This window comes from Wolbachia endosymbiont of Anurida maritima (genome assembly GCF_042182995.1).
Lineage (GTDB): Bacteria > Pseudomonadota > Alphaproteobacteria > Rickettsiales > Anaplasmataceae > Wolbachia.
The window spans coordinates 325,596-349,422 of the sequence record NZ_CP102058.1 but is presented as its reverse complement, the minus strand read 5'-3'; the positions used below and the strand labels follow the sequence as shown (position 1 = coordinate 349,422).

The window sequence follows — 23,827 nt, the reverse complement described above, 5'->3', positions numbered from 1 at the left end:
CTTTACTTTCTTGCCAGCATCATATCCTCTGGATCCCCTTTTTGAGTGGTTTTTACTGATTGACTGTCAATTATTCCTACTGATGGAGTTTCATTCTTACCAATTATCTTTCTTAGTTTTTTAACTAGAAAATCATGAATTTCTTGCCATATTCCACTTTTTTTTAAACGCGAATTACAACTATACACGGTTTTCCATGGTGGAAAATTCTTAGGTAGTTGTCTCCATTGACAGCCTGTTCTCATCACATACCTTATTGCATCGATAATCGTTCTGATACTGTGTTTTCTTGGTCTGCCGGTCTTTTTAGGTTCAAAATATTGCTCTATCATCTTCCATTCTTTGTCACTTATATCGCTTGGGTACATTTAAAATATATCTTATAACACACTTCTTAACTCCTTTCTACTTAGTTTGAAGACATGCTCTTATGCTTACCAAATTAGTTTACAATCAAAGTTTCCTTGATCCCAGACTGGGATGACAGGAGAAGGAGGCTACTTAGATGACACCCTCCTAGTGGATTCAAATCACAATGTTCGTACAGTTATGTGCTTTGACACTGGAATCTTAAGCTCAAATCATAAAAAGCACGAATTTCAATACCTTATCTTGAATTATTCAAGTTTAAGTTTAAACACTGATCATCAATTGTTCAGGACCTTCGCTTCCGTGTTATCCAATGAATCACCGTAAGTCACTGCTTTAAGGAAAAGTCGTTTTCCTGGTTGCACTTCAAAAGATATTATTGAATCATCAAGTAAGGTAAATTTCTCACCTCCTATATGCTCATGCTCTTTAGTGCCTTCTTGCCCTCTGATTAGGTTGCTAAGCTTATATTTATTTTTATCTATAAGTTCAGCACTCTGGAATTTCACTATCTCTTTTCCGATTAATGCTGAATTTGAATCGATAATTCCCAGCAGCTTACCAAAACGTAACACTACTATAAGCCCCTCGTCGGTAGATTCCATTACATATCCGTAAGTAGACTGTTTATTTGTGCTTGCGATAGGCTTATAATCCTTATCGTTGTACGAAATAAAGAGTGTTGCTCCTTTCCAATTCTTTTCCTCATTAATTAAAGTAAAGCTTGCGCTATTACCTTTAACATGCGGTAAATCTATCATTTCTATGATGGTTTTGCTGATGTGAGAAGGAGGGTATTCCTTCAGCATAAGTGACCTTGTTGAAGGAAAAGAAAGCTTATATATAGAGTGATCATAACCAACGCCAATTACTTGAATGGACATGCTTTCAAATTTTGTTTTTATAATTCTCACCGTATGCTTTTTCTCACCGTCTAAAATCGTTATTACATCACTTGGCACAATCCACGCATATTTTATCGGTAGCTTGAAATTGTATATATTTCTCTCTTGCCACGAAGAATAAAGTAAAACTTCAGCTATATTTTGTGCCTCCCCCTCCTCGATAATGAGTGGCATTTCAACTGTTATAGCAGTGCCTTGCTTTGGCAACTCAGCATATTTAACATCAATTGGATAGCCAAAATTGCGATTAAAATAAACGACGTTAACTTTATTGTTTAAATCCAGCTGACTAATATTAACAAGTTGCATCGACTTTGAACTGTTATTGAAAACCATTTCACCAATTGGCATTACAGTTGTAACTCCCCTGCCCTTTTGAACAAATTTTAGTTTAGAGTCCTGTTCAACCACATCAAAAAAATAGCAACTTTGCAGCATTTTAATAATTGAACGTACGGGTTGCTGATCGTTTATCACATACCCAGACAATAACCCTTTGACATTGCTTGTATCGAACTGATCGCTTTTTAAACCTGCTCTTTGTAATAGATCCGATAAAACATCGGAAATATTAAGCTGTGAAAGCTTTCCCTGAATCCAATGGCCTGTCTGCCAGTTATGGCAGTCAGCCCACACATCACACAAATTGGGGAAATAAGGAAATGGCCTTGCATCCCATGCCCAGAGAAACATTTTTTCTATCATCTCTGAATTTTGCCACTTCTTGAGTGTTCCTTCAATTGCAATTTTTTGCGAAAGAAAGCTCACCTCTCCGTTTGAATATCGTGGATATTTGCTCTCTATGCTGCCTTTATCAACAAACACATTTGGCTCATTAGTGCAGCCCTTCATACTGGGAAATCCATACTCAGTAAACCATATTTTTTTCATCTTTGGTTGCCATTTTGTTTTACTACCACCTGGATTTATGTGAGTTTCACTCCACCATTTCTCTATATTTTTCCACGCATACCTGCTGTCGTTATACTTTACTTTTTCAGGTTCACTCTTTGAGTAATCATAGAAATAATCATACCCTACCCCACTACTCCAACCACCCATTACATCCTCCGCGGAATAACCAAAAGGAGGCTCTGGACCATCATTCAGTGGAAAATAAGCATCTATGCCAACAACGTCGATATACTCTGAAGACCAAAGCTCATCCATATTATACCAACCATCATATGAATGATATTCGCTCCAATCCGCAGCGTAAGTTACTGTTACTTCTTTTCCAAGATCAAGTTTTATTCGCTTTGCAAGCTTAACTAGCTCTATAACGGCAGGATAATTACCTTGTTCATCTCGAATTTTGGTAAGCTGCACAAATTCAGAACCGATGATAAACCCTTCCACTTTAGTTTGTTTGGCAATGCTTACATAATGTTCTATGAATTTGTTGTACTGACTCTTAAAAAAATCACTTATATCCCCAGGGGTCCCGCTCAATTTTCCTCGCCATTCTTTATTTTCTGTTTCAAGCAACGGCATTGGATAGAGTATTACCTTATAACCTCTGCTGCGTAACTCTTCTATATATCTTATCAGCGCTGCATCACTAACTGTGCCACCATACCTTGGGTTTCCACTCGCATCTTTTGAAATTAGCTGAGCATTATCTCTGGTTACACCCCCTACTTGCCAATCATCAGGTAATATTGCAGAATCATCTTGAAATTCAACTGCAGGGTATATTTTACAATCTTTAATGTTCAGATCATTCACAAACCAATTGACTACTACCGATACCCACTCAACATGTGGTAAATCTCCCTTTAATTGATCCAAAGAAAGCATTGCATCGCTCTTTTTAGTGTGGTTGTTATGATTTACCCTTTGTGCCAGTCCATATGGGATATATTGGTTGCTGCTTATTTTCTCTTGCGCGATTTTCTTCTGTATTTTTGTATCATATACAAACTCTCCTGAGCCTGGTATTATATTGATATTCCGAATATTTTTCGCTACTGAAAATTCATTTGACTTTACTGCAGTCCGCACTTCAAATGTAAATACCGGAACACGATTATTATAGTCTGCTAAAGGAAAATTCTTGATGACTATGTAAGATATTCCCCTATAAGCCGGCACATTTCCCTCTCCTTCAATTGATGATATGAATGGATCAGGATTTTGGTCTTCTCTGCCGCTGTAAAAAGTATAATCTATTTCATCAAAGCTAAGTGATGTTGTATCTGCCCAGATTCTGTTTAATTTTTCTACTTTCCCCTTGCAGATCGCAATTGCAAGCGTTGCATAGTAATTATACTCAACATTCATACCTCTTCCAATTTTGCTTTTGGTGGTTATCGCCTCTTCTTTTATTGGCTGTGACCAAATAATGTTCCCTGCAACACGAGCAGTACCATAGATAATCGGAATTGTCCTGCCGTAGGTTGAGGTTTGAACTTGCAGATTTTTTAGCCTTGCTCCATGCGTTACTTTTTGCTCAGCATCAAGACCAAACATTGCGCTATCTAGCTGTGCACCAAGAAGAGCACCGAGTTCTGAGCCGATAATCCGGCCAATTGGCCCAAAAATGCTGCCTGCTTGACCAAAAATTGATGATAAAATTATTGTGGACATGATAATCCTCCTTTTTGATAGATTTTTTTGAAATTGTTGAGAAAAGATCCAAGTGTCACGCTACTTGGATGACACCTATAATCTTGTCATCCCAGTGCTTCCTCCTTTGTCATCCCAGTGCNNCTTGACTNNACTTGGATCCAGGAATTTTAATTGTAAGCAAGCACACTGAGTTGATAAGTATAAAAATGGCTGAAAAATAAACATTTTTGATGAGGTCACATAGAAAGCTGGATCCAAGTAGTCAAGGCACTGAGATGACAAGAAAGTGGTACTGGGATGACAGATATTATGATAAGAAATTCAATAACTTACAATTAATAATTGAAGTTTTTAATTAAGAAAAGCACATGGTGTAGCTATAGTCATTGTAAGCAACAATGAAAAAGTGCGGAAGTAAAAAATTTATGTTGACTTTACAATATCAATTCTTAGTATAATTTAGCATTATAAAAATGGTAATGAAAATGAAATTTGAAATGTCGGAAGAAAATAGTAAAAGAGTTTTGTCTGGTACAAAATGGATTACTAATGTTGGTCAAAACTATCTTGCATCAATGAATAATAGCACTAAACCAACTAGTTCTGGGAAAAAATTAATCAACGCTTTTTTACTTGTTCCAATCATCGTGCCTACTGCTATAACAGCATTATCTCTTAGCTTAACTATGCTTTTTTTGAATGCTGTTAGTGCTCAAAAAGATGATTCTAAATTATCTAAAGTAATAAAGTTTATAGTTAAAGCTCTAATCTGTATAGCTGCTGCTGTGATTTTAATTCCGTGCATTGTATTAAATCTAATAATTTCACTGATACCATTTCTTATTTTTCGAGCTATCAATAAAGATATGTTTAGTCAAAAAAACATAGAAAACGATGAAGGTCAAACAGTAAATAAAGTTGAGGTGGAAGAATATAATAAGCGTGTTGAAGAAGAAGCTAATAAGTTAGGGCAACAGAATGATGTAGAGCAGGATCAATTAAATACTGATTTACGTCAATCATTAACAAGAAGTGGTCTGTTGCATAACCAACCGACTATAGAAGTAACATCTCGAGTAGGAGTAGGAGAAGGTGTAGATGAGACTGTTATAGCAAAGGGTATAAATAATGATGGTATACGAGATGGTGAAATGTTGATGCGAACAGTTGGAAATGATCGTAACTTCACTGTTCGTGTTGTTGTTACCGGAAATGCTACTAATAAACAAGAAGGTTTCGCTACTGCTATGGGGTTTTTATGTAACATTGTTGAGAATGGAATAGATTTCCAACTTGGCTGCAGTATGCGCACTGGAACTGACAAAAACCAGGCAATTGAACATCTTAAGCAAAGTGAATCAGCGCGAACTTTGCTATCTGGTAATGATGGAATATTGTCTATAGAGCAACCTGGTGGCTCACAACAAAAGTAGTAATTATTTCACCAGCGGCAAAGTGATACCATGCTGATTCATATATTTTCCTTTCATATCATCATATGATTTCTCACACTCACTTTCGCCGCTTAAAAATACGAATTGGCATGCGCCTTCATTAGCGTAAATTTTCGCAGGAAGCGGAGTGGTGTTTGAGAATTCGAGTGTGACATGACCTTCCCATCCAGGTTCTAAGGGAGTAACGTTTACTATAATTCCACACCTTGCGTAAGTTGATTTACCAACACAAATGACCAGTACATTCCTTGGTATACGAAAATATTCCACTGTACTTGCAAGCACAAAGCTGTTTGGTGGAATTATACATACATCTGTTTCTTTATCTATAAAACTATTCTCAGAGAAATTTTTAGGGTCCACGATGGCTGAATTAACGTTAGTAAAAATCTTAAATTTATTATCCACTCTTGCGTCGTAACCATAAGATGATAGTCCGAAAGATATGACACCTTTGCTACTTTTGTGATTCACAAAAGGCTTTATCATTCCAAAGTTTTCAGCTTTTTCTCTTATCCATTTATCTGGCATAACTGCCATAATTGCCCCTTAAAGTTGTGTAATACTTACAATAATATAAAATAAAATTTAAATGTAAACTGTAGCTTTTGTAATGCAATTAAAGCTTTTCAGTTTGATTTTTTATTACAATAATTAGATTTATGTTCTTAACTAAAAATAATGCTTAAAAACCTTCTCCTGATTTTTGTATTCGTATTATTCACGCCGCTGTCAAATGCTGATGCCAGGAAATACATCAGAATTGTTGGATCTTCAACTGTTTTTCCTTTTATCTCGTTTATAGCTGAGGAGTTCAATCGTGTATTCCCTTTTAAGACTCCAGTTGTGGAATCAATAGGAAGTGGATCAGGGTTCAAAATGTTTTGCTCAGGAATAGGGGAAGACACGCCAGACATCACCACTTCATCTCGCCCTATGAAGGAAGTAGAAAGAGAACTATGTAAAAGAAATAAAATTAATGAAGTGATAGAGATCATCATTGGCTATGATGGGATTGTCATTGCAAATTCAAATCAAAGCCATAGATTTGATTTCACAAAGAAGGACTTATTTGAAACTTTATCTGCATATTCTCAAGAAAATGATAAATTAGTAAAAAATAATAAGAAGTTTTGGTCTGATGTAAATCAAGCCTTACCAAAAACAGAAATTGAAATTTATGGTCCACATCAAAATACAGGCACATACGAAACTTTGGTTAATTCTATTATGCTTGATCAATATTCATGCATGAACTCAAGAATTTTCAAAGAGAATTACAAAGATCAGGAAGAAAGAAAGAAAGCATGTGGTAATATAAGGGATGACGGAAGGTATATAGAAGTTGGAATTAATGAAAACATAATAATACAAAAATTGAAAAGTAACAAGAATGCCTTAGGGATATTTAGTTTTAGCTTTTTAATGAGGAATCAAGATAAAATACAAGGGAGCACAATTGCAGGAATTGAGCCAACTTACGAAAATATATCATCGGGAAAATATATATTAGCAAGACCTCTATACCTTTACATAAAGAGGGAACACTTGGATACTGTTGATGGATTCAGAGAATTCATTAAAGAAATTATAGATTCGATCGGCATTGAAGATGGGTACCTATCTAGGCTTGGTCTGATCCCACTTTCAAGTGAAGACATGAAAAAAGCTTCAGCAAAAGTTTATGATATAACGTGACGGCAACACTTTTTTTATATTCTTTGTTCTAGAGGTGCGCACAACTGTACGAACGTTATGATATAAAAGTAATTTTTACTAAGAGAGGTGTCATTCCAGTCTGGAATCCAGCCTTTTCATAATCATCAAAACGTTGTATTTTAACATAAAACGGCTACTTTTATGCTTACCAACTTAATAAAATTCCTGGATCCCAGACTGGGATGACACCCTCCTGTTAGCACAACGTTCGTACAGTTGTGTGTCAGCTACTCGGATGACAGGAGATAATGCAAAAAGTCTATTGATTAACACAATATGACTTGTTTTTGTCTGTAAATACCTTGTCTGCATTTGGATTTTCCAGTTTCTCACAAACCTTAGCAATACCAGCACCCATTAATATAACTGCTGCCAAAACTGTTAAAGCCAGTGCAACTGCAGGATACGCTAGCACATAGGCTGCAATAGCACCAGCTGCGCACAGTCCAACAACGCCTAGAGCAATCTTCCCTTTGTGTTCACTCCAGAAGGTTGTATCGTTCTTTGCTGGGGTTGTGTTGTCAGTAGTAGATTGAGTATTTGCGTTGCCACCATTTACTGGGGTTTGTCCGCCAGTAGACTTAGCACCTTTTTGTCCCTTTTCTTTTGAAGGAGCCTTTAGAGCATGTCTTCAAACTCAAGAATGAGCTAATTTGTGAAGCATAATAGTGATCATATTAAAAAAGATGTTATTTTTTGAAGTGAGAGGAGAATGCTCATAATCCTTACTCATACGTCTAAAATTGGAGAGCCAAGCAAAGGTTCTCTCAACAATCCAACGTTTAGGAATAACCTGAAATCCTGTATCAACTACTTTCTTGGTAATCGTCAACAAACATCCAGTTTCCAATAAACAGCGGTTTTGCAATTTACCTGTATATCCTTGATCAGCAAAAAACTTACGTAATGTTGGAGCTTTGCATTTGGCTTGAACAAAAAGATTTAGTGCACCATCACGATCTTGAATGCTTGCACTGTGTACTTCAGCAGCAATTACAAGACCTAGAGTATCTACAACGATGTGGCGTTTTCTACCCTTTACTTTCTTGCCAGCATCATATCCTCTNGGATCCCCTTTTTGAGTGGTTTTTACTGATTGACTGTCAATTATTCCTACTGATGGAGTTTCATTCTTACCAATTATCTTTCTTAGTTTTTTAACTAGAAAATCATGAATTTCTTGCCATATTCCACTTTTTTTTAAACGCGAATTACAACTATACACGGTTTTCCATGGTGGAAAATTCTTAGGTAGTTGTCTCCATTGACAGCCTGTTCTCATCACATACCTTATTGCATCGATAATCGTTCTGATACTGTGTTTTCTTGGTCTGCCGGTCTTTTTAGGTTCAAAATATTGCTCTATCATCTTCCATTCTTTGTCACTTATATCGCTTGGGTACATTTAAAATATATCTTATAACACACTTCTTAACTCCTTTCTACTTAGTTTGAAGACATGCTCTTAGAGTATTGATTATCTCTTCCATGTCTTCTTTCTTTATCCTTGGATCGGGTTGATGGAACTCAGCCCACTTTAATATAGGCATTTCATGTACCTGTATGTTAACATTAGCCCCTGCTTTTATTAGAGCATTGAATACCCTTAAATTGCCACGCTCAACAGCCTTAGCTATTGTATTATTTACATTTTCATCCGCTGCGCTAACATGAGCGTCTACTTTTTCTATTAGAAGATCTACTATAGCTTTTGCATCTTTCTTACTATCTACATATTCATTTTCAATAGCAGCAGTGAAAGGATTTTCATCTCCAGCCGCCACGTTAACATTAACCCCTGCTCTTAATAGAAAATCTACCACCTTTAAATCTGCCGATTTACAAGCACACGTTAATAATGTGTGTTTAGATTCTACTTTGTAATCATTAACAGTAGTAAACACATGATCTAAACTAAAATTCCCTTCTTCCCACTCTTTATATCCATCTGAATCTGGTGATAATTGACTTTTTATTGCTTCAATTACGTTATCTTGACTCAGACTGCTGTTAGCACTTGCGGAATGTAATGCTTTGTATATTGTTGAAAACTGTTCATACTCCATATTTTACCTCTATTTTTCATAACAAGTTTAATTATCACACATATTTACAAGTAAGTCAAATATATTGTTAATAAAGGCCAACAAAGTGCTTGACGTTAGAATAGCTTTTATGGTTTTGTATAGCTAGAAAGTAACTCTATGGAACGCTTACGCTCAATTGTATTTATTGTGGGAATATTCCTATTGCTGTTTAGCTTAGCAATGCTTATTCCTGCTGTTACCAATAAGTATCTCAGCTACGAATGGAAAAATTTTCTCGCTGGATTCATAATTACCTGCACATCTGGCGTAACTTTTATTTTACTCGGTAAATTGAGTAGATTGCATGGCATGCCAGCAATTTTTGCGATTACTAGTTGCACCTGGATTGCCTTGTCTCTGTTTGCAGCTATTCCTTTCTATTTTGATAATCTGAGCTATGTTGATGCATTATTCGAAACGATATCTGGCATCACAACCACAGGGGCAACTATATTTAATGATATTGAAAAGCAATCTCCGGGAATATTGCTGTGGAGAGCAATGCTACATGGCATAGGTGGTTTTGGTGTAATCACTTTAGGAATTGCAGTTTTTCCTATACTCAAGATTCTCAGCCTAAATAATTTACTTTATTCTGAATATTCAGATGCTACCAAAAGGAAGTTGCCGAACACACGAAGCGTAGTGATTCATGTTACGGCAATATATTATGGCTTAATTTTGTTATGCATATTTTCCTATTATCTAGCTGGTATGCCACTGTTTGATGCAATATGTCACGGAATGTCTGCTGTATCAACTGGTGGATTTGCTAACTATAATGATTCTATAGGGCACTATAATAACCCTATGTTAGAAGTCATAACGATCATTTTTATGATTTTGGGTTCTCTGCCTTTTCTTAGCTATTTAAAAATTATAAGACGATTAGACATTTGCTATGATGAGCAGGTCTCTTACTTTTTTAAGATAGCTATTGTTTCATCTTTATTTGCTTGTTTTTGGTTGTATAAAAATGTTGATTTAGGAGTGTCATTATCATTTAGATGCAGCACATTTACCATCGCTTCCTTGATTACGTCAACTGGTTATGCAATCTGTGATCATATAGATTGGAGCTTCATTTCAGTCTTAGCTTTTTTTCTAACCTTTGTTGGTGGATGTAGTGGTTCTTCAAGTGGTGGCATTAAAATCTTTCGTTTGATCATTTTTCTAAGGTCTATAGAAAATCACTTTCGCCTTTTATTAAACCCTAATGCAGACAATAGAGTAAAATTCAATGGAAAAACCCTGGAGAATGATGAAGTTCATTCTGTCTTTATATTTTTTGCAATTTTCATGTTAACGTTTACCATTTCATCAGTAGTGATGTCTTACTTAAGCAATGAGGACTTTATAACTAGCATCAGCTCAGTCTCTGCAACGCTTACAAACTCTGGTCCAGGGTTCAGCAACTTAATAGGTCCTTCGGGTAATTATTCCTCTTTCAGTAATGAAGTAAAATTATTTCTATCGTTTTTAATGCTGCTTGGCAGACTTGAAATATTGCCAATCTATTTTTGTATAGGCAATTTATTCTTATTTAATAGAAAGAAATAGTTGGTGAAATTTGATATTGTCAGCTGTTTAATAAAAAGATCGTAGCTAAACCAAGAAATATAAGAGCTGAGAGAATATCAGTTGTTGCCGATGTTAGGATTGAAGAAGAAACGGCAGGATCGGACTTTAAGCGATGAAGCATTATAGGAATGAAAGTTCCGATAAACGTTGCAATAATTGACATCATAATCATGGAGACTACAAAAATCATCTCCACTTTGAAACTGTGAAATCTAATTACTAATACTACGAGTGAAATGGTAGATAAAATTATCCCGTTTATAAGACCTATTAAAAATTCTTTCATCAGTACTCTTTTTGCATTTTGCTCAGTTAGATATTTTGTTGCGATTGCCCGGATGGTTAGCGTTACTGTTTGGGATCCTGCATTTCCACTCATTGATGCAATTATCGGCATGATTATTGGCAGTACTATAAAACTTTGTATTACGTTATCGAAAAAGCCAACTACTATAGAACACATTGTTGCAGCTAAGAGGTTAAACAATAACCAAGGTAGCCTTTTAATTATAGTTTTGTGTATAGGGGCATTTATATCGGCTTTAGAAGATACACCGCTTATTTTAAGTACATCCTCTTCTGTTTCTTGTTGAACAATTTTGATTACATCTTCAATTAAGATCACACCAATAATTTTACCATTCTTATTTACTACCGGAGCTGATAATAGAGAGTAATCTTTAAATATTCTTGCTACTTCCTCTTGGTCTACTCCAGTTTTAATGATTTTTATATCATGATCCATTATCTCTTTTATTATTGTGTCCCCTGAGTGAGATATTATCTTATTTAAATTAACACTGCCTATAGGCTCTAATTTTGAGTTGATAATGAATATCTGGTAAAATTTTTCTGGTATTTTTTTATAGTTGCACAAAAATTCTGTCAGTTGATTTATTGTCCAATAATATGGAGCTATAACCATATCTTTATGTATTAACCTTCCTGCACTTTCTTCTGGGTATGATAGCAACTCCTCTACCGATTTCTGAGTCTTGCTGGGCAGGTAGTAAAGTATGTTCTCTACAGACTTTCTATCTAAATCTTTCACTATGGTTACTATATCTTCTACATCAAGAAGCATTAGTAACTTTGCTGTATTTTCTATTCCCAATGTTTCTATGATCTCTATTTGTAAATCTGGCACTACATGCACTAGGGCATCACTTAACAAATGTTGATCGAGGATATTAACTAGTTTCTCCCTGTGATCACTGATTGAAGTAGATAAAAAATAAGCTAACTGAACGCTATCTATCGTTTTTACAATATTACGAACATTTTCTAATTCTTGATTATCGAGTGACTCTATTAAGTCATCAATAGCCTTTTTGTCTAAACCATAATGAGAACTTGTTTTAATATTCATTATTTTACCTTTAAATATACGTGCTTGATTCCGTTGAGCATTAAAGTATAATAAGATTATTTCAAATTAACTACTATATGGTTAAATTTCTATTTTGTTTGCTGTTATTGTTAGTAATAGTAAATATATTAAAATCTAAAGTATAATGAAAACTTATTCAGAAATTCTCGAACACTTTCAAGGCTTAAATAAAAGTATTTCTCTTATCAGGGGGTGTCTTTGACATAGAAAAATTAAAGTTGCGTCTTGAAGAGCTGGACTCCCAAGCGTCGAATGATGATCTGTGGCAAGATAACCAAAAAGCACAAGAAATTTTAAAAGAACGTTCTAAAATTAAGCATGATATAGAGTTATTTTCAAAGCTAGAAAGCGATTACAACGATGCCATTAGCTTAATGAAGTCTGCTATTGATGAGAATGATGAAGAATTTTTCTCTGAAGTTGAAAATGAACTGGTAAAGTTAGAAAAATTAATCAAGTGTAAAGAAACAGAATCCTTATTTACTGGCGAAGCAGATAATAATGACTGCTTTTTAGAAATCCACTCAGGAGCTGGTGGAACAGAGAGCAATGATTGGGCTGAAATGCTCATGCGCATGTATATAAGGTGGGCAGAAATTTATCACAACTTTAAAGTTGAAGTTGTAGAAAAACTAGATGGTGATGCGGTTGGTATAAAGTCTGCAATGATAAAAATCGTTGGAGAAAAAGCTTATGGGTGGGCAAAAAGTGAAAGTGGAATTCACAGGCTGGTTAGAATATCGCCGTTTGATGCAAATGGTAAACGTCATACCAGTTTTGCAAGTGTAGGAGTAACTCCAGTGATAGAGGATTCAATTGATATTGCTGTGGATGAAAAGGATCTAAAAATCGACACCTACCGTGCTTCCGGAGCTGGCGGTCAGCATGTGAACAAGACTGAAAGTGCAGTACGCATTACGCATATTCCAACTGGTGTTGTAGTTCAATGCCAAAATGGTCGTTCTCAACACAGAAATAAAGATGAGGCATTAAAATTACTTAAAGGACGTTTATACCAAATTGAACTGGAANAAAAAGAACAGAAAATGGCTGAAGAGTATGGTAAAAAATGTGATATAGGTTGGGGTAATCAGATCAGATCGTACGTTATGCATCCATATCAAATGGTGAAGGATCTAAGAACAGGACATGAAATGGGTAATATAAATTCTGTTTTTGATGGTAATATAGACTGTTTCATAGTTAGCGTACTTACTAAGCAAAATTAGACTTTTATAGCTAAAGTAATTTAGGTTTACTTATAATTTGATAAGCCGTCATTCCGCTACTAGTTAGCGCCGCGGCGGTATGACGTAGGGAAACCTTGCTTGGTCAGCTATAGTTCCTTTTTTAAGAAAGTTTTAAATTTCATACTTAGCAATAAGCAACTTTAGGTTTAAATTTATGAAATCAGTTGTTATATACATCAGCAAATACGAATTTAACTGGTGTTATGGACTTAAATAAATTTACCGAAAAAGCAAAAAGTCTAATTCAAAGTGCTCAGATGAAAGCGTTGGGAGCTGGGCATCAGATTTTTATGCCTGAGCATTTACTCAAAGTGATGCTTGAAGATGAATCAGGTTTCGTTCAGGATTTGATAAACGCTTGTGGTGGAAATATGCAAAGTATTTCTGATACTGTGGATAGCGCAATAAAAAAGTTGCCAGTAATTGAAGGTCCAGGAAGTGGTGGCCTTCAACTTTCAAGAGAAATAGCAAAAGTTTTTGAAGATTCAATTGGTATTGCTCGGAGGAATAAAGATTCGTTTGTTGCCGTTGAGCGTTTACTGCAGGGCCTCACTGCACAAAAAGATGATACTGTAGGCAAAATTCTGGCAGAAAGTGGTGTTACACCGCAAAAATTAAATTCAGTTATCGCAGAAATGAGGCAAGGTAGCAGTGCAGACTCGCCAAATAGTGAGGAAAAATTGAACGCTGCTAAGAGATATACAAAGGATATTACAGAGCTTGCTATGCGAGGAAAGCTTGATCCTGTAATTGGTCGTGATGAAGAGATCAGAAGAACTATGCAGGTATCACTGAGGCGGACAAAAAATAATCCAGTGCTGATCGGTGAACCTGGTGTTGGAAAAACTGCAATAGTTGAGGGGCTTGCAAATAGAATCGTTGCAAATGACGTGCCGCTTGGTTTGCGTGATGCAAAGGTTTTAGCTTTGGATCTTGGTGCATTAATTGCTGGAACGAAGTTTAGAGGAGAATTTGAAGAAAGGTTAAAAGCAGTTATTAATGAGCTTTCGAAAGCGGAGGGAAAAGTTATCTTGTTTATAGATGAGCTTCATACTTTAGTTGGAGCAGGAGCAACAAGTGGTGCAATGGATGCTTCAAATTTGCTAAAGCCTGCTCTTGCGCGTGGAGAAATTCGCTGTATAGGGGCCACAACTTTAGATGAATATCGTCAGCATATAGAAAAAGATCCTGCGCTTGCAAGGCGTTTCCAGCCCGTGTTTATTTCTCAACCAACTGAAACTGATACCATTTCAATACTGAGGGGTTTGAAGGAAAGATATGAGGTGCATCATGGTATAAGAATTACAGACGGTGCAATAATTGCTGCTGCAACGTTATCCAATAGATATATAACAGATAGGTTTTTACCTGATAAAGCAATTGATTTGATTGATGAAGCAGCAAGCAGGGTGAGAATTGAAATGGATAGCAAGCCTGAAGTTATTGATGAACTTGAGAGAAAGGTTATACAGCTAAAGATTGAAGCAGAAGCTCTAAAAAAAGAAAGTGATGAAAATTCTAAACAGCGTTTAAAAAAGATAAATGAAGAGATCGAAAATCTAAACAGTAAATTTGCTGACTTGAACAGCAAATGGCAGATGGAAAAGAATAAAATAGCTAGAATACAAGAAACAGTTGAAAAATTAGATAACGCTAGAAAAGAGTTGGAATTAGTTCAGCGTAGTGGGAATTTGGGAAGGGCAGGAGAGCTGATGTATGGTGTGATTCCTCAGCTTGAGAATGAATTAAAAAATCAGGAAAAGGTTACTGATAGTTTCTTAAAGAAAGAAGTGACTGGAGATGACATTGCAAACATTGTTTCAAAGTGGACGGGAATTCCAGTTGATAACATGATGCACAGCGAAAAGGAAAAACTTCTTAACATGGAGAATGAAATAGAAAGAAGAGTAATAGGGCAGAAAGATGCAATAGAAGCGATAAGTAATGCAGTTAGGCGCTCTCGCTCTGGGGTGCAAGATACTAATCGACCTTTCGGTTCATTTTTATTCTTAGGCCCAACTGGGGTTGGTAAAACCGAACTTGCGAAAGCCCTTGCTGAATTTTTGTTTGACGATCAATCAGCGCTTTTGCGTTTTGATATGTCAGAATATATGGAAAAACATTCTGTTTCAAAGCTAATTGGCGCGCCTCCAGGGTATGTTGGCTATGAGCAAGGTGGCAGATTAACCGAAGCAGTAAGAAGAAGGCCGTATCAGGTTATTCTGTTTGATGAAATAGAGAAAGCAAATCCAGATATATTTAATATATTGCTGCAAATCTTGGATGAGGGTAGACTCACTGATAGTCATGGCAAATTAATTGATTTTCGCAACACCATACTGATTTTAACTTCTAACCTTGGCGCTGAGATAATGCTTAAAGGAGCAAAAGAAAATAGCTCTCTTGAAAAGCCCTCTGTCATGCAAGTAGCTGACACTGGGATCCAGGAAAAAAAGTGGATTTCAGCGTCACGCACTGGAATGACACCAAAGAGATTAAATGAGGTGATGCAAATAGTTAAATCAGCATTTCGTCCAGAATTCTTAAACAGGCTGGATGAAATTATTATATTCCACAGTTTAACCAGAGGTGACATCTATAAAATTATAGATGTTCAATTTTCTTATTTACAAAAAACACTTGCTAAGCGTAAACTGAGTATAAGTTTGTCGCAGGAAGCTAAAGAACTAATAGCACAAACTGGCTATGACCCTGAATATGGAGCAAGGCCCCTAAAAAGGGTTATACAAGAGTGTATTCAAAATAATTTAGCTAAATTAGTTTTATCAGGGGAAGTAGTAGAAAATGATGAACTAATAGTGTACGCTCTTGATAATGAAATCTTAGTTAAAAAGGTTTAAGTTCACTGTGTATTTTTGTTAAAAAGAATGTGTATAGATCATAATGTTGACACTGAGTCTTTATTTAAGTTAGCTGATCAAGAAAATCAGCAAGATAAAGAAAAAATTAAAAAATTTATTAAGTATTTTTATAATTTTGTTTATAAAAGTGACCTAAAAGCCAATGATAAGTTTTTGCTGTATATTGTAACCGATGCTTACAATTTCGTTTCTCAAAAAGAGAAAGATGAAAGTAAGTTAGTAGCAAGCAATATGGATGATATACCAGGAATAGAAGGCGATTTTACCACGATTAAGATAACAAACGATGACATGCCATTTTTAGTTGACTCCGTTATTGCAACTATTAAGTCGCACAATTTAACCATATGCTATTACAGTAATAGCATAATTAATATCCAAAGAAAAGAGGGCCTAATAAACGAGATTTACCCTTTGGAAGAAAGCAATGGAATCAAAGAGTCAGTTATATATGTAATTATCAAAGGTATAAGTGACAGTTTTGTTGATACATTAAAAGAATCTCTACAAAAAACGCTGAAAGCAGTTAATTGCGTTGTGAAAGATTGGCACTTAATGCTCAAGAAACTTGATGAAGCAAAAAGTCTTCTTTCTGTCATCAAGCAGCCAGCGCCTGATGCTGGAGTGACACCAGGAAAGGATTTCTTAGATTGGCTAAAAAACAATAATTTTGTATTTCTAGGTTATCAAGAATATATTGCTGGTAAAAATGAAAAACTCGTCTGTGATGGCAAAAAGGACCTTGGCCTGATGAGAGTAGGTCAAAGTACGTTGATTCCTTCTGCAAACCTTGATTATCTATACATATTGAGATCAGATCTAATCTCAATAGTTCATCGGCGTACATACATGAATTGTATAGGAGTAAAAGAATTTGATGGCCAGGGTAATGTGATAAAGGAACGGCGTTTTTTCGGGCTATTTACTTCTGTAGCGGAGGTCCAAGATATTAGAACTATTCCAATAATAAGAGAGAAAGTTAGAATTATAGAANAAAATGCAGGGTTTGTAACCGGGGGCCACAATAACAAGGCTTTAATTTCTATTTTACAAACATTCTCTTGTGATGAATTATTCCAATCAAATGAAGACGAATTATTTAAAATTTGCATTTCGATCATGTCTCTTGCGATTAGGCCAAGGGTCAGATTATTTTTAAGAAGAGTAGGGGATTTCATTAGTTGCATAGTGCTGATACCAATGCGTTATGCTAGCGCTAGGCTAATGTTCAAGATACGTGACATATTGAAGGATGAGACAAGTGCAGGAAGTTCAGATATTTATAACAATCACATTATCAATGAATATGATTTGATGAAATTGCATGTAGTGCTAAAGACCAAAAATGCTAGCGTTCTTGATGATGAAGTTTTGCGTATCGAAAACAAATTAAGAAACATTACGGAAAAGTGGGAAGATCGTTTTATAGACAATTTATATAATACTTTTAGCACTGTTGAGGATATATTCACCCGTTATTGCAAGGCATTTCCAATAAGCTATCAAGAGAGTTTCGAACCTCATGATGCATATTACGATATGAAAAAATTGGAGATAGTGAGGAAGAAAGGAGTTAGCGAGGTCGATTTAAGACTTACTCGTGATAATCTTAATTATCAATTAAAGGTTTATACTCCAAGCAATGGAGGCCTTGAATTATCGAAGATATTAAGGATCACTAAGAATTTGGGAGCTAAGATTCTATCTCATAATGGCTATTATATAGAAATTAACGGTGGAATATGGATACATCATTTTGTGTTGTCAAGAGTTGATGAATTAATAGACAACATTACTCTAAAAGAGCAATTTGAAATAACACTTGCGAAAGTGTTTAGAAAGGAAATTAAAAATGATTATTTCAATAGCTTGATTATTATTGCTGGGCTGAAGTGGAAAGAAATGCTTCTGATTAGAGCGCTCAGTGCTTACCTAAAGCAGACGTCATTTAATTATAACCCAGAATATATCCAAAAAGTAGTCTCAGAGCATCCAAAAGTAGTAAAGTATTTGATACAACTATTTCATGCAAGATTTGATCCTAACATAGACATTGATAGAGCAGAAACCACGGACATTTTCAGAGAAAAAATTGAGGAACTTCTAAAAGAGATCAGCAATGTTTCACATGATTACGTTTTACGCTCGATATTTAACTTGATAATGGCTATTTTAAGGACCAGTTATTATCAAGATAATAAACCCTACTTATCTATAAAATTTGACTCAAGTAAAGTGAATGATTTGCCTGATCCTCGCCCATATTGTGAATTGTATGTTTATTCAAACCTTTTTGAAGGAATACATCTAAGAGGAGGGAAATTAGCCCGTGGTGGCTTAAGATGGTCGGATAGGACGGAAGATTTTCGCACTGAAGTTTTGGGGCTCATGAAAGCTCAGATGACAAAAAATGCGGTTATTGTACCTGTTGGCGCAAAGGGTGGGTTTGTAATAAAGCAAGCTTATAAAGATAAGAATATTTTAAGAGAGAAAAGTGTTGAGTACTATAAGGGTTTTATCAGAGGAATGCTTGATATTACTGATAATGTAGTTGATGGTAAAATAATTCCACCAAAGGATGTGATTAGGTATGATGAAGACGATCCATACTTGGTGGTTGCGGCAGATAAAGGCACTGCTTCATTTTCTGATTATGCCAACCAAATAGCCTCTGAGTATAATTTTTGGCTTGATGATGCATTTGCATCTGGTGGATCAGCAGGTTATGACCACAAAAAGATGGGTATCACAGCAAGAGGTGCATGGATTGCAGCACAGAGGCATTTTTGGAAAATGAATAAGGATATTTACCAAGATGTAACTGTAATTGGGATTGGAGATATGGCTGGCGATCTATTTGGAAACGGTATGCTGCTTTCAAAAAATATACATTTAATCGGCGCATTTAACCATATGCATATTTTTATTGATCCAAATCCTGATGCAGGAAAGAGTTTCACAGAGCGTAAGCGTCTTTTTGAATTACCATTTTCAACTTGGATGGATTATAACAAAGATTTGATTTCTCAGGGTGGCGGGGTATTTGAGCGTAGCAGCAAGCAAGTAAACATTTCTCAAGAAATGAAAAAATGCTTTGGTATAACAGAAGATACGTTATCTCCAAGCAACTTAATTAGATATCTGTTGAAAGCAAAAGTGGATTTTATATGGAACGGAGGAATTGGCACGTTTGTTAAGGCAAAGAGTGAAAATCATAGCATGGTCGGTGACAAAGCAAACGATGAGCTGAGAGTAAATGGTAAGGATATTAGAGCTTCCATGTTTATAGAGGGTGGGAACCTTGGTTGTACACAGCTTGGGAGAATAGAATATGCTGAAAGAGGTGGACATATCAATGCAGATTTTGTTGATAATTCAGCCGGAGTGATATGTTCGGACCTTGAGGTTAACATCAAAATTGCATTTGTTTCGGCTATGAAAGCAGGAGGTGTTTCTTTAGAAAAAAGGAATGAAATACTAGCCAGCATGGTGGATGAAGTTGCATCTAAGGTGCTTGAGGACCACAACAGAATTGAAACAAAAGCATTACTCCTTGAATGTTTGCAAGCTAAAGAGAGATTGGAGCAGGATCATAGGTTAATGCTCAGTTTAGAAAAATCTGGGCTGTTAAACCGAAGCGTAGAATTTCTTCCAGCTGACGAAGAGGTAGCAAGGATGTTAACTGGTGCAGAAGGTTTCAGTTCTCCTCAGCTCTCTGTTCTAATGTCTTATGCTAGAACGGCGATAAAAAATGAAATTATACATTCTGATCTGCCTGAAAAAGATCTTATATCTAATGACTATTTGCTGGGTTATTTTCCTAAAAAGATGGTAATAGAGTTTAAGGATTTCATATTAAAACACCAACTTCGTAGAGAAATTATCTCCACTTGTATTACAAATGATGTAGTAAATAGGATGGGCTGTATATTTATTAATAATTTAGTTGAGAATACTGGAATTAAGGTACACGAAGCAGTTAACATATATATCGTTGTTAACCACCTATATGATTTAAATAACCTGTGGCAGAAAATTGATGAATTGGATGGAAAAATTGATATTAACTCATACTTGCAAATAGTGAGAAATGTGCAGAAATTTATTGGCAGAGTATCGTTTTGGTTAGTAAAAAATCTTAGCTTTGTAGAATTGGATGATGTTACAAAATTTAAAGATGCAATTAAAACTTTAGGCCATGATGTTTTAGATGAACACCTGTTAAAGGTCTATAATCATGGATACACTTCTTTAGTGGAACTTGATATAGATAAAGATCTAGCAAAAAAAATTGCTGACCTGTGCGTTCTTACTTATGCACTGGATATTATATCTGTTGCTGAACAGACGTCTTTGCCCATTCTTGATGCTGGTAAAATATACTTTGAGTTAAAGTCGCTGTTAAGATTCGATCTTATTAGAACAATTGCCATCAAGATGAAAAGCCGCTCTTCTTATTGGGATCGCAGCTTAGTTAATGATTTATTGGACGATTTAAGCAATTACCATCACAAGCTAGCTGTTAAAGTCATAAAAGCTACTGATAACCCCGAAGATAAGGTTCAAACCTGGGTTTGTAATGATAAAGACTACATAGAACGTTATAATAGTTTTTTAGATGAGATGGTTGCTTCTAAACTTGATTTAAGCAAATTAATATTTATAATCAGAAGAATTAAAGTACTTGCTTCATAGGAAAATGTTCAATATAGGTCTTTCAGAAATTTTGGTCGTTGCTTTAGTGAGCATAATTGTTCTTGATAGAAATAAGGTGCCTGTATTTATTGATCTTATTAGGAATACATATAGGTATCTTGTGATTATAAAATCAAAAGCTAGGAGGTTATTGAAAGACGCAGGAATTGAAGACTTATATAAAGAGTGTAATACTGAGAAAGTAAATTACATAGTTGGTAAAAATGGTAAGCTTTATCCTACTTACGATATAGATAATACATCTAAAGATAATGACAGCGAAGATTTTGGTAGTAGATGATGTACTATCTAATGTCAAGCTTTTAGAAGCTCGACTAAAAGCAGAGTACTATACGGTTATCGTAGCTCATGATGGTGAAGAAGCTATAGATTTAGTAGCAAAGCAGCAGCCTGATATTATATTACTTGATATCATGATGCCAAAGATGAATGGCTTTGAAGTTTGTAAGGAGCTAAAAAATGATCCCTTAACGACCCATATTCCAATAATTATGGTAACTGCACTGCATGACACTCACAATAGAGTGCAAGGCATTAATGCTGGTGCAGATGACTTTCTGACTAAACCAATAGATGAAACTGCTTTATCTGCGAGAATTAAGTCTCTCACACGCTTAAAGATGATTATCGATGAATTGCGTTTGAGAGGAGAAACTAATGCTGAGATTGGTGGAGTAGCAGGAAGTAGTATTATGGATTATTCCAATCAGATCTTTGATGCTAACATACTTGTTGTAGATGAAGATGTCTTTCAAGCAGAGCAGATATATAATGTACTAAAGCAACGCTTTAGGTCAATTAAAATACTGAGTGATCCAATAGAGGCATTAAAGGTTGGTATTAAGGATAATTACGACTTGATCATTTCTGATATGCAGTTTTCAAAAACTGACGGCTTGCGTTTGTGTTCTGGGTTTCGTAGTAAGGTGGAAACACGTTATACACCAATTCTAATTCTTTCTGAGGATTATGATAAAAACAATTTAGTAAAAGCACTTGATGTAGGTGCTAATGATTATTTAACAGTACCTTTGGATGAGGGTGAGTTAATAGCAAGGGTTAATTCGCAAGTAAAACGCAAAAGATATCAAGATGCCTTGAGAATGAATTTATTTAATAATGCGGAAATGTCTATAAAAGACCCATTAACTAACTGTTATAATAGAAGATATTTTGATGCACACTTAAGAAACATTGTTAAGGACTCTGTGGAAAAGGATAGAAGGTTGTCTCTTATGATACTTGATATAGACTATTTTAAGATGGTGAATGACAGTTTTGGGCATAGTGTTGGAGATGAACTTTTAAAGCAAATACAGAAAAGAATTTCTGAAAATATCAGAGTGACAGATTTACTAGCTAGATTTGGTGGTGAGGAATTTGTTGTTGTAATGCCAGATACCGATACATCAGATGCGTATACTATTGCGGAGAGAATACGAAAAATTATTGCTAAAAAACCTTTTATACCTGTGGATAAAAATACAACCCACGATGTAACTGTGAGCATTGGAATTGCAGAAATGCAAGAATCTGACCTTGACAATATTAAAGAATTTATAGTACGTGCCGACAAATATTTATATAAAGCAAAAAACAGTGGTAGAAATAGAGTGATTGCTAGCTAAATCTCTGAGAGCATGTCTTCAAACTCAAGAATGAGCTAATTTGTGAAGCATAATAGTGATCATATTAAGAGCATGTCTTCAAACTCAAGAATGAGCTAATTTGTGAAGCATAATAGTGATCATATTAAAAAAGATGTTATTTTTTGAAGTGAGAGGAGAATGCTCATAATCCTTACTCATACGTCTAAAATTGGAGAGCCAAGCAAAGGTTCTCTCAACAATCCAACGTTTAGGAATAACCTGAAATCCTGTATCAACTACTTTCTTGGTAATCGTCAACAAACATCCAGTTTCCAATAAACAGCGGTTTTGCAATTTACCTGTATATCCTTGATCAGCAAAAAACTTACGTAATGTTGGAGCTTTGCATTTGGCTTGAACAAAAAGATTTAGTGCACCATCACGATCTTGAATGCTTGCACTGTGTACTTCAGCAGCAATTACAAGACCTAGAGTATCTACAACGATGTGGCGTTTTCTACCCTTTACTTTCTTGCCAGCATCATATCCTCTGGATCCCCTTTTTGAGTGGTTTTTACTGATTGACTGTCAATTATTCCTACTGATGGAGTTTCATTCTTACCAATTATCTTTCTTAGTTTTTTAACTAGAAAATCATGAATTTCTTGCCATATTCCACTTTTTTTTAAACGCGAATTACAACTATACACGGTTTTCCATGGTGGAAAATTCTTAGGTAGTTGTCTCCATTGACAGCCTGTTCTCATCACATACCTTATTGCATCGATAATCGTTCTGATACTGTGTTTTCTTGGTCTGCCGGTCTTTTTAGGTTCAAAATATTGCTCTATCATCTTCCATTCTTTGTCACTTATATCGCTTGGGTACATTTAAAATATATCTTATAACACACTTCTTAACTCCTTTCTACTTAGTTTGAAGACATGCTCTTAAGCAGGATTTTTGGTCAACTATCTTTATTAGCAACTTAGAAAGTATTATGACAGAAGATATAGAAGAGACATTGAACGCAGGCCTAGCCAATTGCAAGTCTGAGAAAAGCATCAATAAATCTGTCTCATTTAATGCAATAAAAAACTTGGCTTTCGATATTTTTTCTACAGAGTCAGACACAGACTGCATCATGGATCGATTATCAAAGTTATTTTTGATGAACACTCTAGTGGTGAGAAAAGGAAGAAAAGTTGACCGTAATAAAGTAACTGATACTCGTTCACTGAACTACCAAAAAAGAGCTAGGAAGGATGTGTTTTGACCAACTCATATCTTCTGATAATAACTGGATAGCTTATT

General features: G+C 35.4%; 16 protein-coding genes and 1 pseudogene. 9 read left to right on the top strand and 8 right to left on the bottom strand.

What is annotated here, in order from left to right; translation table 11 throughout:
- Positions 1-2: 2 nt before the first annotated feature.
- Positions 3-368: a transposase gene (locus tag NOX90_RS02020; RefSeq protein ID WP_375603639.1), complete on the bottom strand. Its 366-nt coding sequence runs from the start codon at positions 366-368 to the stop codon at positions 3-5.
- A 279-nt stretch (positions 369-647) separates the two neighbouring features.
- On the bottom strand, positions 648-3,863 hold the full coding sequence (locus tag NOX90_RS02015; protein ID WP_375604344.1) for a glycoside hydrolase TIM-barrel-like domain-containing protein: 3,216 nt from the start codon (positions 3,861-3,863) through the stop codon (positions 648-650).
- A 455-nt stretch (positions 3,864-4,318) separates the two neighbouring features.
- Between NOX90_RS02015 and NOX90_RS02010 the strand changes: the two genes are divergently transcribed.
- A complete protein-coding gene (locus NOX90_RS02010; protein WP_375604343.1) occupies positions 4,319-5,278 on the top strand; it encodes a hypothetical protein in 960 nt (319 codons plus the stop codon).
- A gap of 3 nt (positions 5,279-5,281) precedes the next feature.
- Here the strand turns inward: NOX90_RS02010 and dcd are convergent, their stop codons facing one another.
- Entirely contained in the window at positions 5,282-5,839 is a 558-nt protein-coding gene (dcd, locus tag NOX90_RS02005; RefSeq protein WP_264338453.1) for a dCTP deaminase, read from the bottom strand.
- 141 nt (positions 5,840-5,980) lie between these two features.
- Between dcd and NOX90_RS02000 the strand changes: the two genes are divergently transcribed.
- The gene (locus NOX90_RS02000) at positions 5,981-6,997 is read left to right on the top strand and encodes a substrate-binding domain-containing protein (RefSeq protein ID WP_375604342.1); all 1,017 of its coding nucleotides are present in this window, start codon (positions 5,981-5,983) and stop codon (positions 6,995-6,997) included.
- Positions 6,998-7,655: 658 nt separating this feature from the next.
- Here NOX90_RS02000 and NOX90_RS01995 read toward each other — a convergent pair.
- The gene (locus NOX90_RS01995) at positions 7,656-8,423 is read right to left on the bottom strand and encodes an IS5 family transposase (RefSeq protein WP_375604248.1); all 768 of its coding nucleotides are present in this window, start codon (positions 8,421-8,423) and stop codon (positions 7,656-7,658) included.
- A gap of 37 nt (positions 8,424-8,460) precedes the next feature.
- Positions 8,461-9,084: an ankyrin repeat domain-containing protein gene (locus tag NOX90_RS01990; RefSeq protein WP_375604341.1), complete on the bottom strand. Its 624-nt coding sequence runs from the start codon at positions 9,082-9,084 to the stop codon at positions 8,461-8,463.
- Positions 9,085-9,222: 138 nt separating this feature from the next.
- Between NOX90_RS01990 and NOX90_RS01985 the strand changes: the two genes are divergently transcribed.
- A complete protein-coding gene (locus NOX90_RS01985; RefSeq protein WP_375604340.1) occupies positions 9,223-10,665 on the top strand; it encodes a TrkH family potassium uptake protein in 1,443 nt (480 codons plus the stop codon).
- Between the two features lie 19 nt (positions 10,666-10,684).
- Here the strand turns inward: NOX90_RS01985 and mgtE are convergent, their stop codons facing one another.
- The gene (gene mgtE / locus NOX90_RS01980) at positions 10,685-12,055 is read right to left on the bottom strand and encodes a magnesium transporter (protein ID WP_375604339.1); all 1,371 of its coding nucleotides are present in this window, start codon (positions 12,053-12,055) and stop codon (positions 10,685-10,687) included.
- A gap of 145 nt (positions 12,056-12,200) precedes the next feature.
- On the opposite strand from mgtE, the gene prfB reads away from it, so the two are divergent.
- The 5 genes from prfB (at position 12,201) to NOX90_RS01955 (ending at position 22,552) form a co-directional block, all read left to right on the top strand.
- Positions 12,201-13,305 (top strand): peptide chain release factor 2 gene (gene prfB, locus NOX90_RS01975; RefSeq protein WP_375604338.1). Its coding sequence is split into 2 segments (ribosomal slippage): positions 12,201-12,275 and positions 12,277-13,305, totalling 1,104 coding nucleotides; the frame shifts between segments, so codons are not numbered across the junction.
- 224 nt (positions 13,306-13,529) lie between these two features.
- The gene (locus NOX90_RS01970; RefSeq protein ID WP_375604337.1) at positions 13,530-16,187 is read left to right on the top strand and encodes an ATP-dependent Clp protease ATP-binding subunit; all 2,658 of its coding nucleotides are present in this window, start codon (positions 13,530-13,532) and stop codon (positions 16,185-16,187) included.
- Between the two features lie 27 nt (positions 16,188-16,214).
- Positions 16,215-20,903, top strand: a complete 4,689-nt coding sequence (locus NOX90_RS01965; protein ID WP_375604336.1) for an NAD-glutamate dehydrogenase — start codon at positions 16,215-16,217, stop codon at positions 20,901-20,903.
- A 4-nt stretch (positions 20,904-20,907) separates the two neighbouring features.
- Complete coding sequence (locus tag NOX90_RS01960; RefSeq protein ID WP_375604335.1) at positions 20,908-21,204, top strand: hypothetical protein; 297 nt, start codon at positions 20,908-20,910, stop codon at positions 21,202-21,204.
- Complete coding sequence (locus tag NOX90_RS01955; RefSeq protein ID WP_375604334.1) at positions 21,176-22,552, top strand: PleD family two-component system response regulator; 1,377 nt, start codon at positions 21,176-21,178, stop codon at positions 22,550-22,552. Before NOX90_RS01960 ends, NOX90_RS01955 begins: the two co-directional genes overlap by 29 nt.
- Before the next feature lie 84 nt (positions 22,553-22,636).
- On the opposite strand, the gene NOX90_RS01950 is transcribed toward NOX90_RS01955, so the two are convergent.
- Complete coding sequence (locus tag NOX90_RS01950) at positions 22,637-23,020, bottom strand: transposase (RefSeq protein WP_375604573.1); 384 nt, start codon at positions 23,018-23,020, stop codon at positions 22,637-22,639.
- A 17-nt stretch (positions 23,021-23,037) separates the two neighbouring features.
- Positions 23,038-23,403: a transposase gene (locus tag NOX90_RS01945; protein WP_375603639.1), complete on the bottom strand. Its 366-nt coding sequence runs from the start codon at positions 23,401-23,403 to the stop codon at positions 23,038-23,040.
- 59 nt (positions 23,404-23,462) lie between these two features.
- Between NOX90_RS01945 and NOX90_RS01940 the strand changes: the two are divergent.
- A pseudogene (locus tag NOX90_RS01940) lies at positions 23,463-23,789 on the top strand (IS4 family transposase); the annotation flags it as partial.
- Positions 23,790-23,827: the final 38 nt, after the last annotated feature.

Coding starts and splice junctions, on each gene's coding strand:
- NOX90_RS02020 (WP_375603639.1), bottom strand. CDS start 368: ATGTACCCAAGCGATATAAGTGACAAAGAATGGAAGATGATAGAGCAA.
- NOX90_RS02010 (WP_375604343.1), top strand. CDS start 4,319: ATGGTAATGAAAATGAAATTTGAAATGTCGGAAGAAAATAGTAAAAGA.
- dcd (WP_264338453.1), bottom strand. CDS start 5,839: ATGGCAGTTATGCCAGATAAATGGATAAGAGAAAAAGCTGAAAACTTT.
- NOX90_RS01990 (WP_375604341.1), bottom strand. CDS start 9,084: ATGGAGTATGAACAGTTTTCAACAATATACAAAGCATTACATTCCGCA.
- NOX90_RS01970 (WP_375604337.1), top strand. CDS start 13,530: ATGGACTTAAATAAATTTACCGAAAAAGCAAAAAGTCTAATTCAAAGT.
- NOX90_RS02015 (WP_375604344.1), bottom strand. CDS start 3,863: ATGTCCACAATAATTTTATCATCAATTTTTGGTCAAGCAGGCAGCATT.
- mgtE (WP_375604339.1), bottom strand. CDS start 12,055: ATGAATATTAAAACAAGTTCTCATTATGGTTTAGACAAAAAGGCTATT.
- NOX90_RS01955 (WP_375604334.1), top strand. CDS start 21,176: ATGACAGCGAAGATTTTGGTAGTAGATGATGTACTATCTAATGTCAAG.
- NOX90_RS01945 (WP_375603639.1), bottom strand. CDS start 23,403: ATGTACCCAAGCGATATAAGTGACAAAGAATGGAAGATGATAGAGCAA.
- NOX90_RS01960 (WP_375604335.1), top strand. CDS start 20,908: ATGTTCAATATAGGTCTTTCAGAAATTTTGGTCGTTGCTTTAGTGAGC.
- NOX90_RS02000 (WP_375604342.1), top strand. CDS start 5,981: ATGCTTAAAAACCTTCTCCTGATTTTTGTATTCGTATTATTCACGCCG.
- NOX90_RS01985 (WP_375604340.1), top strand. CDS start 9,223: ATGGAACGCTTACGCTCAATTGTATTTATTGTGGGAATATTCCTATTG.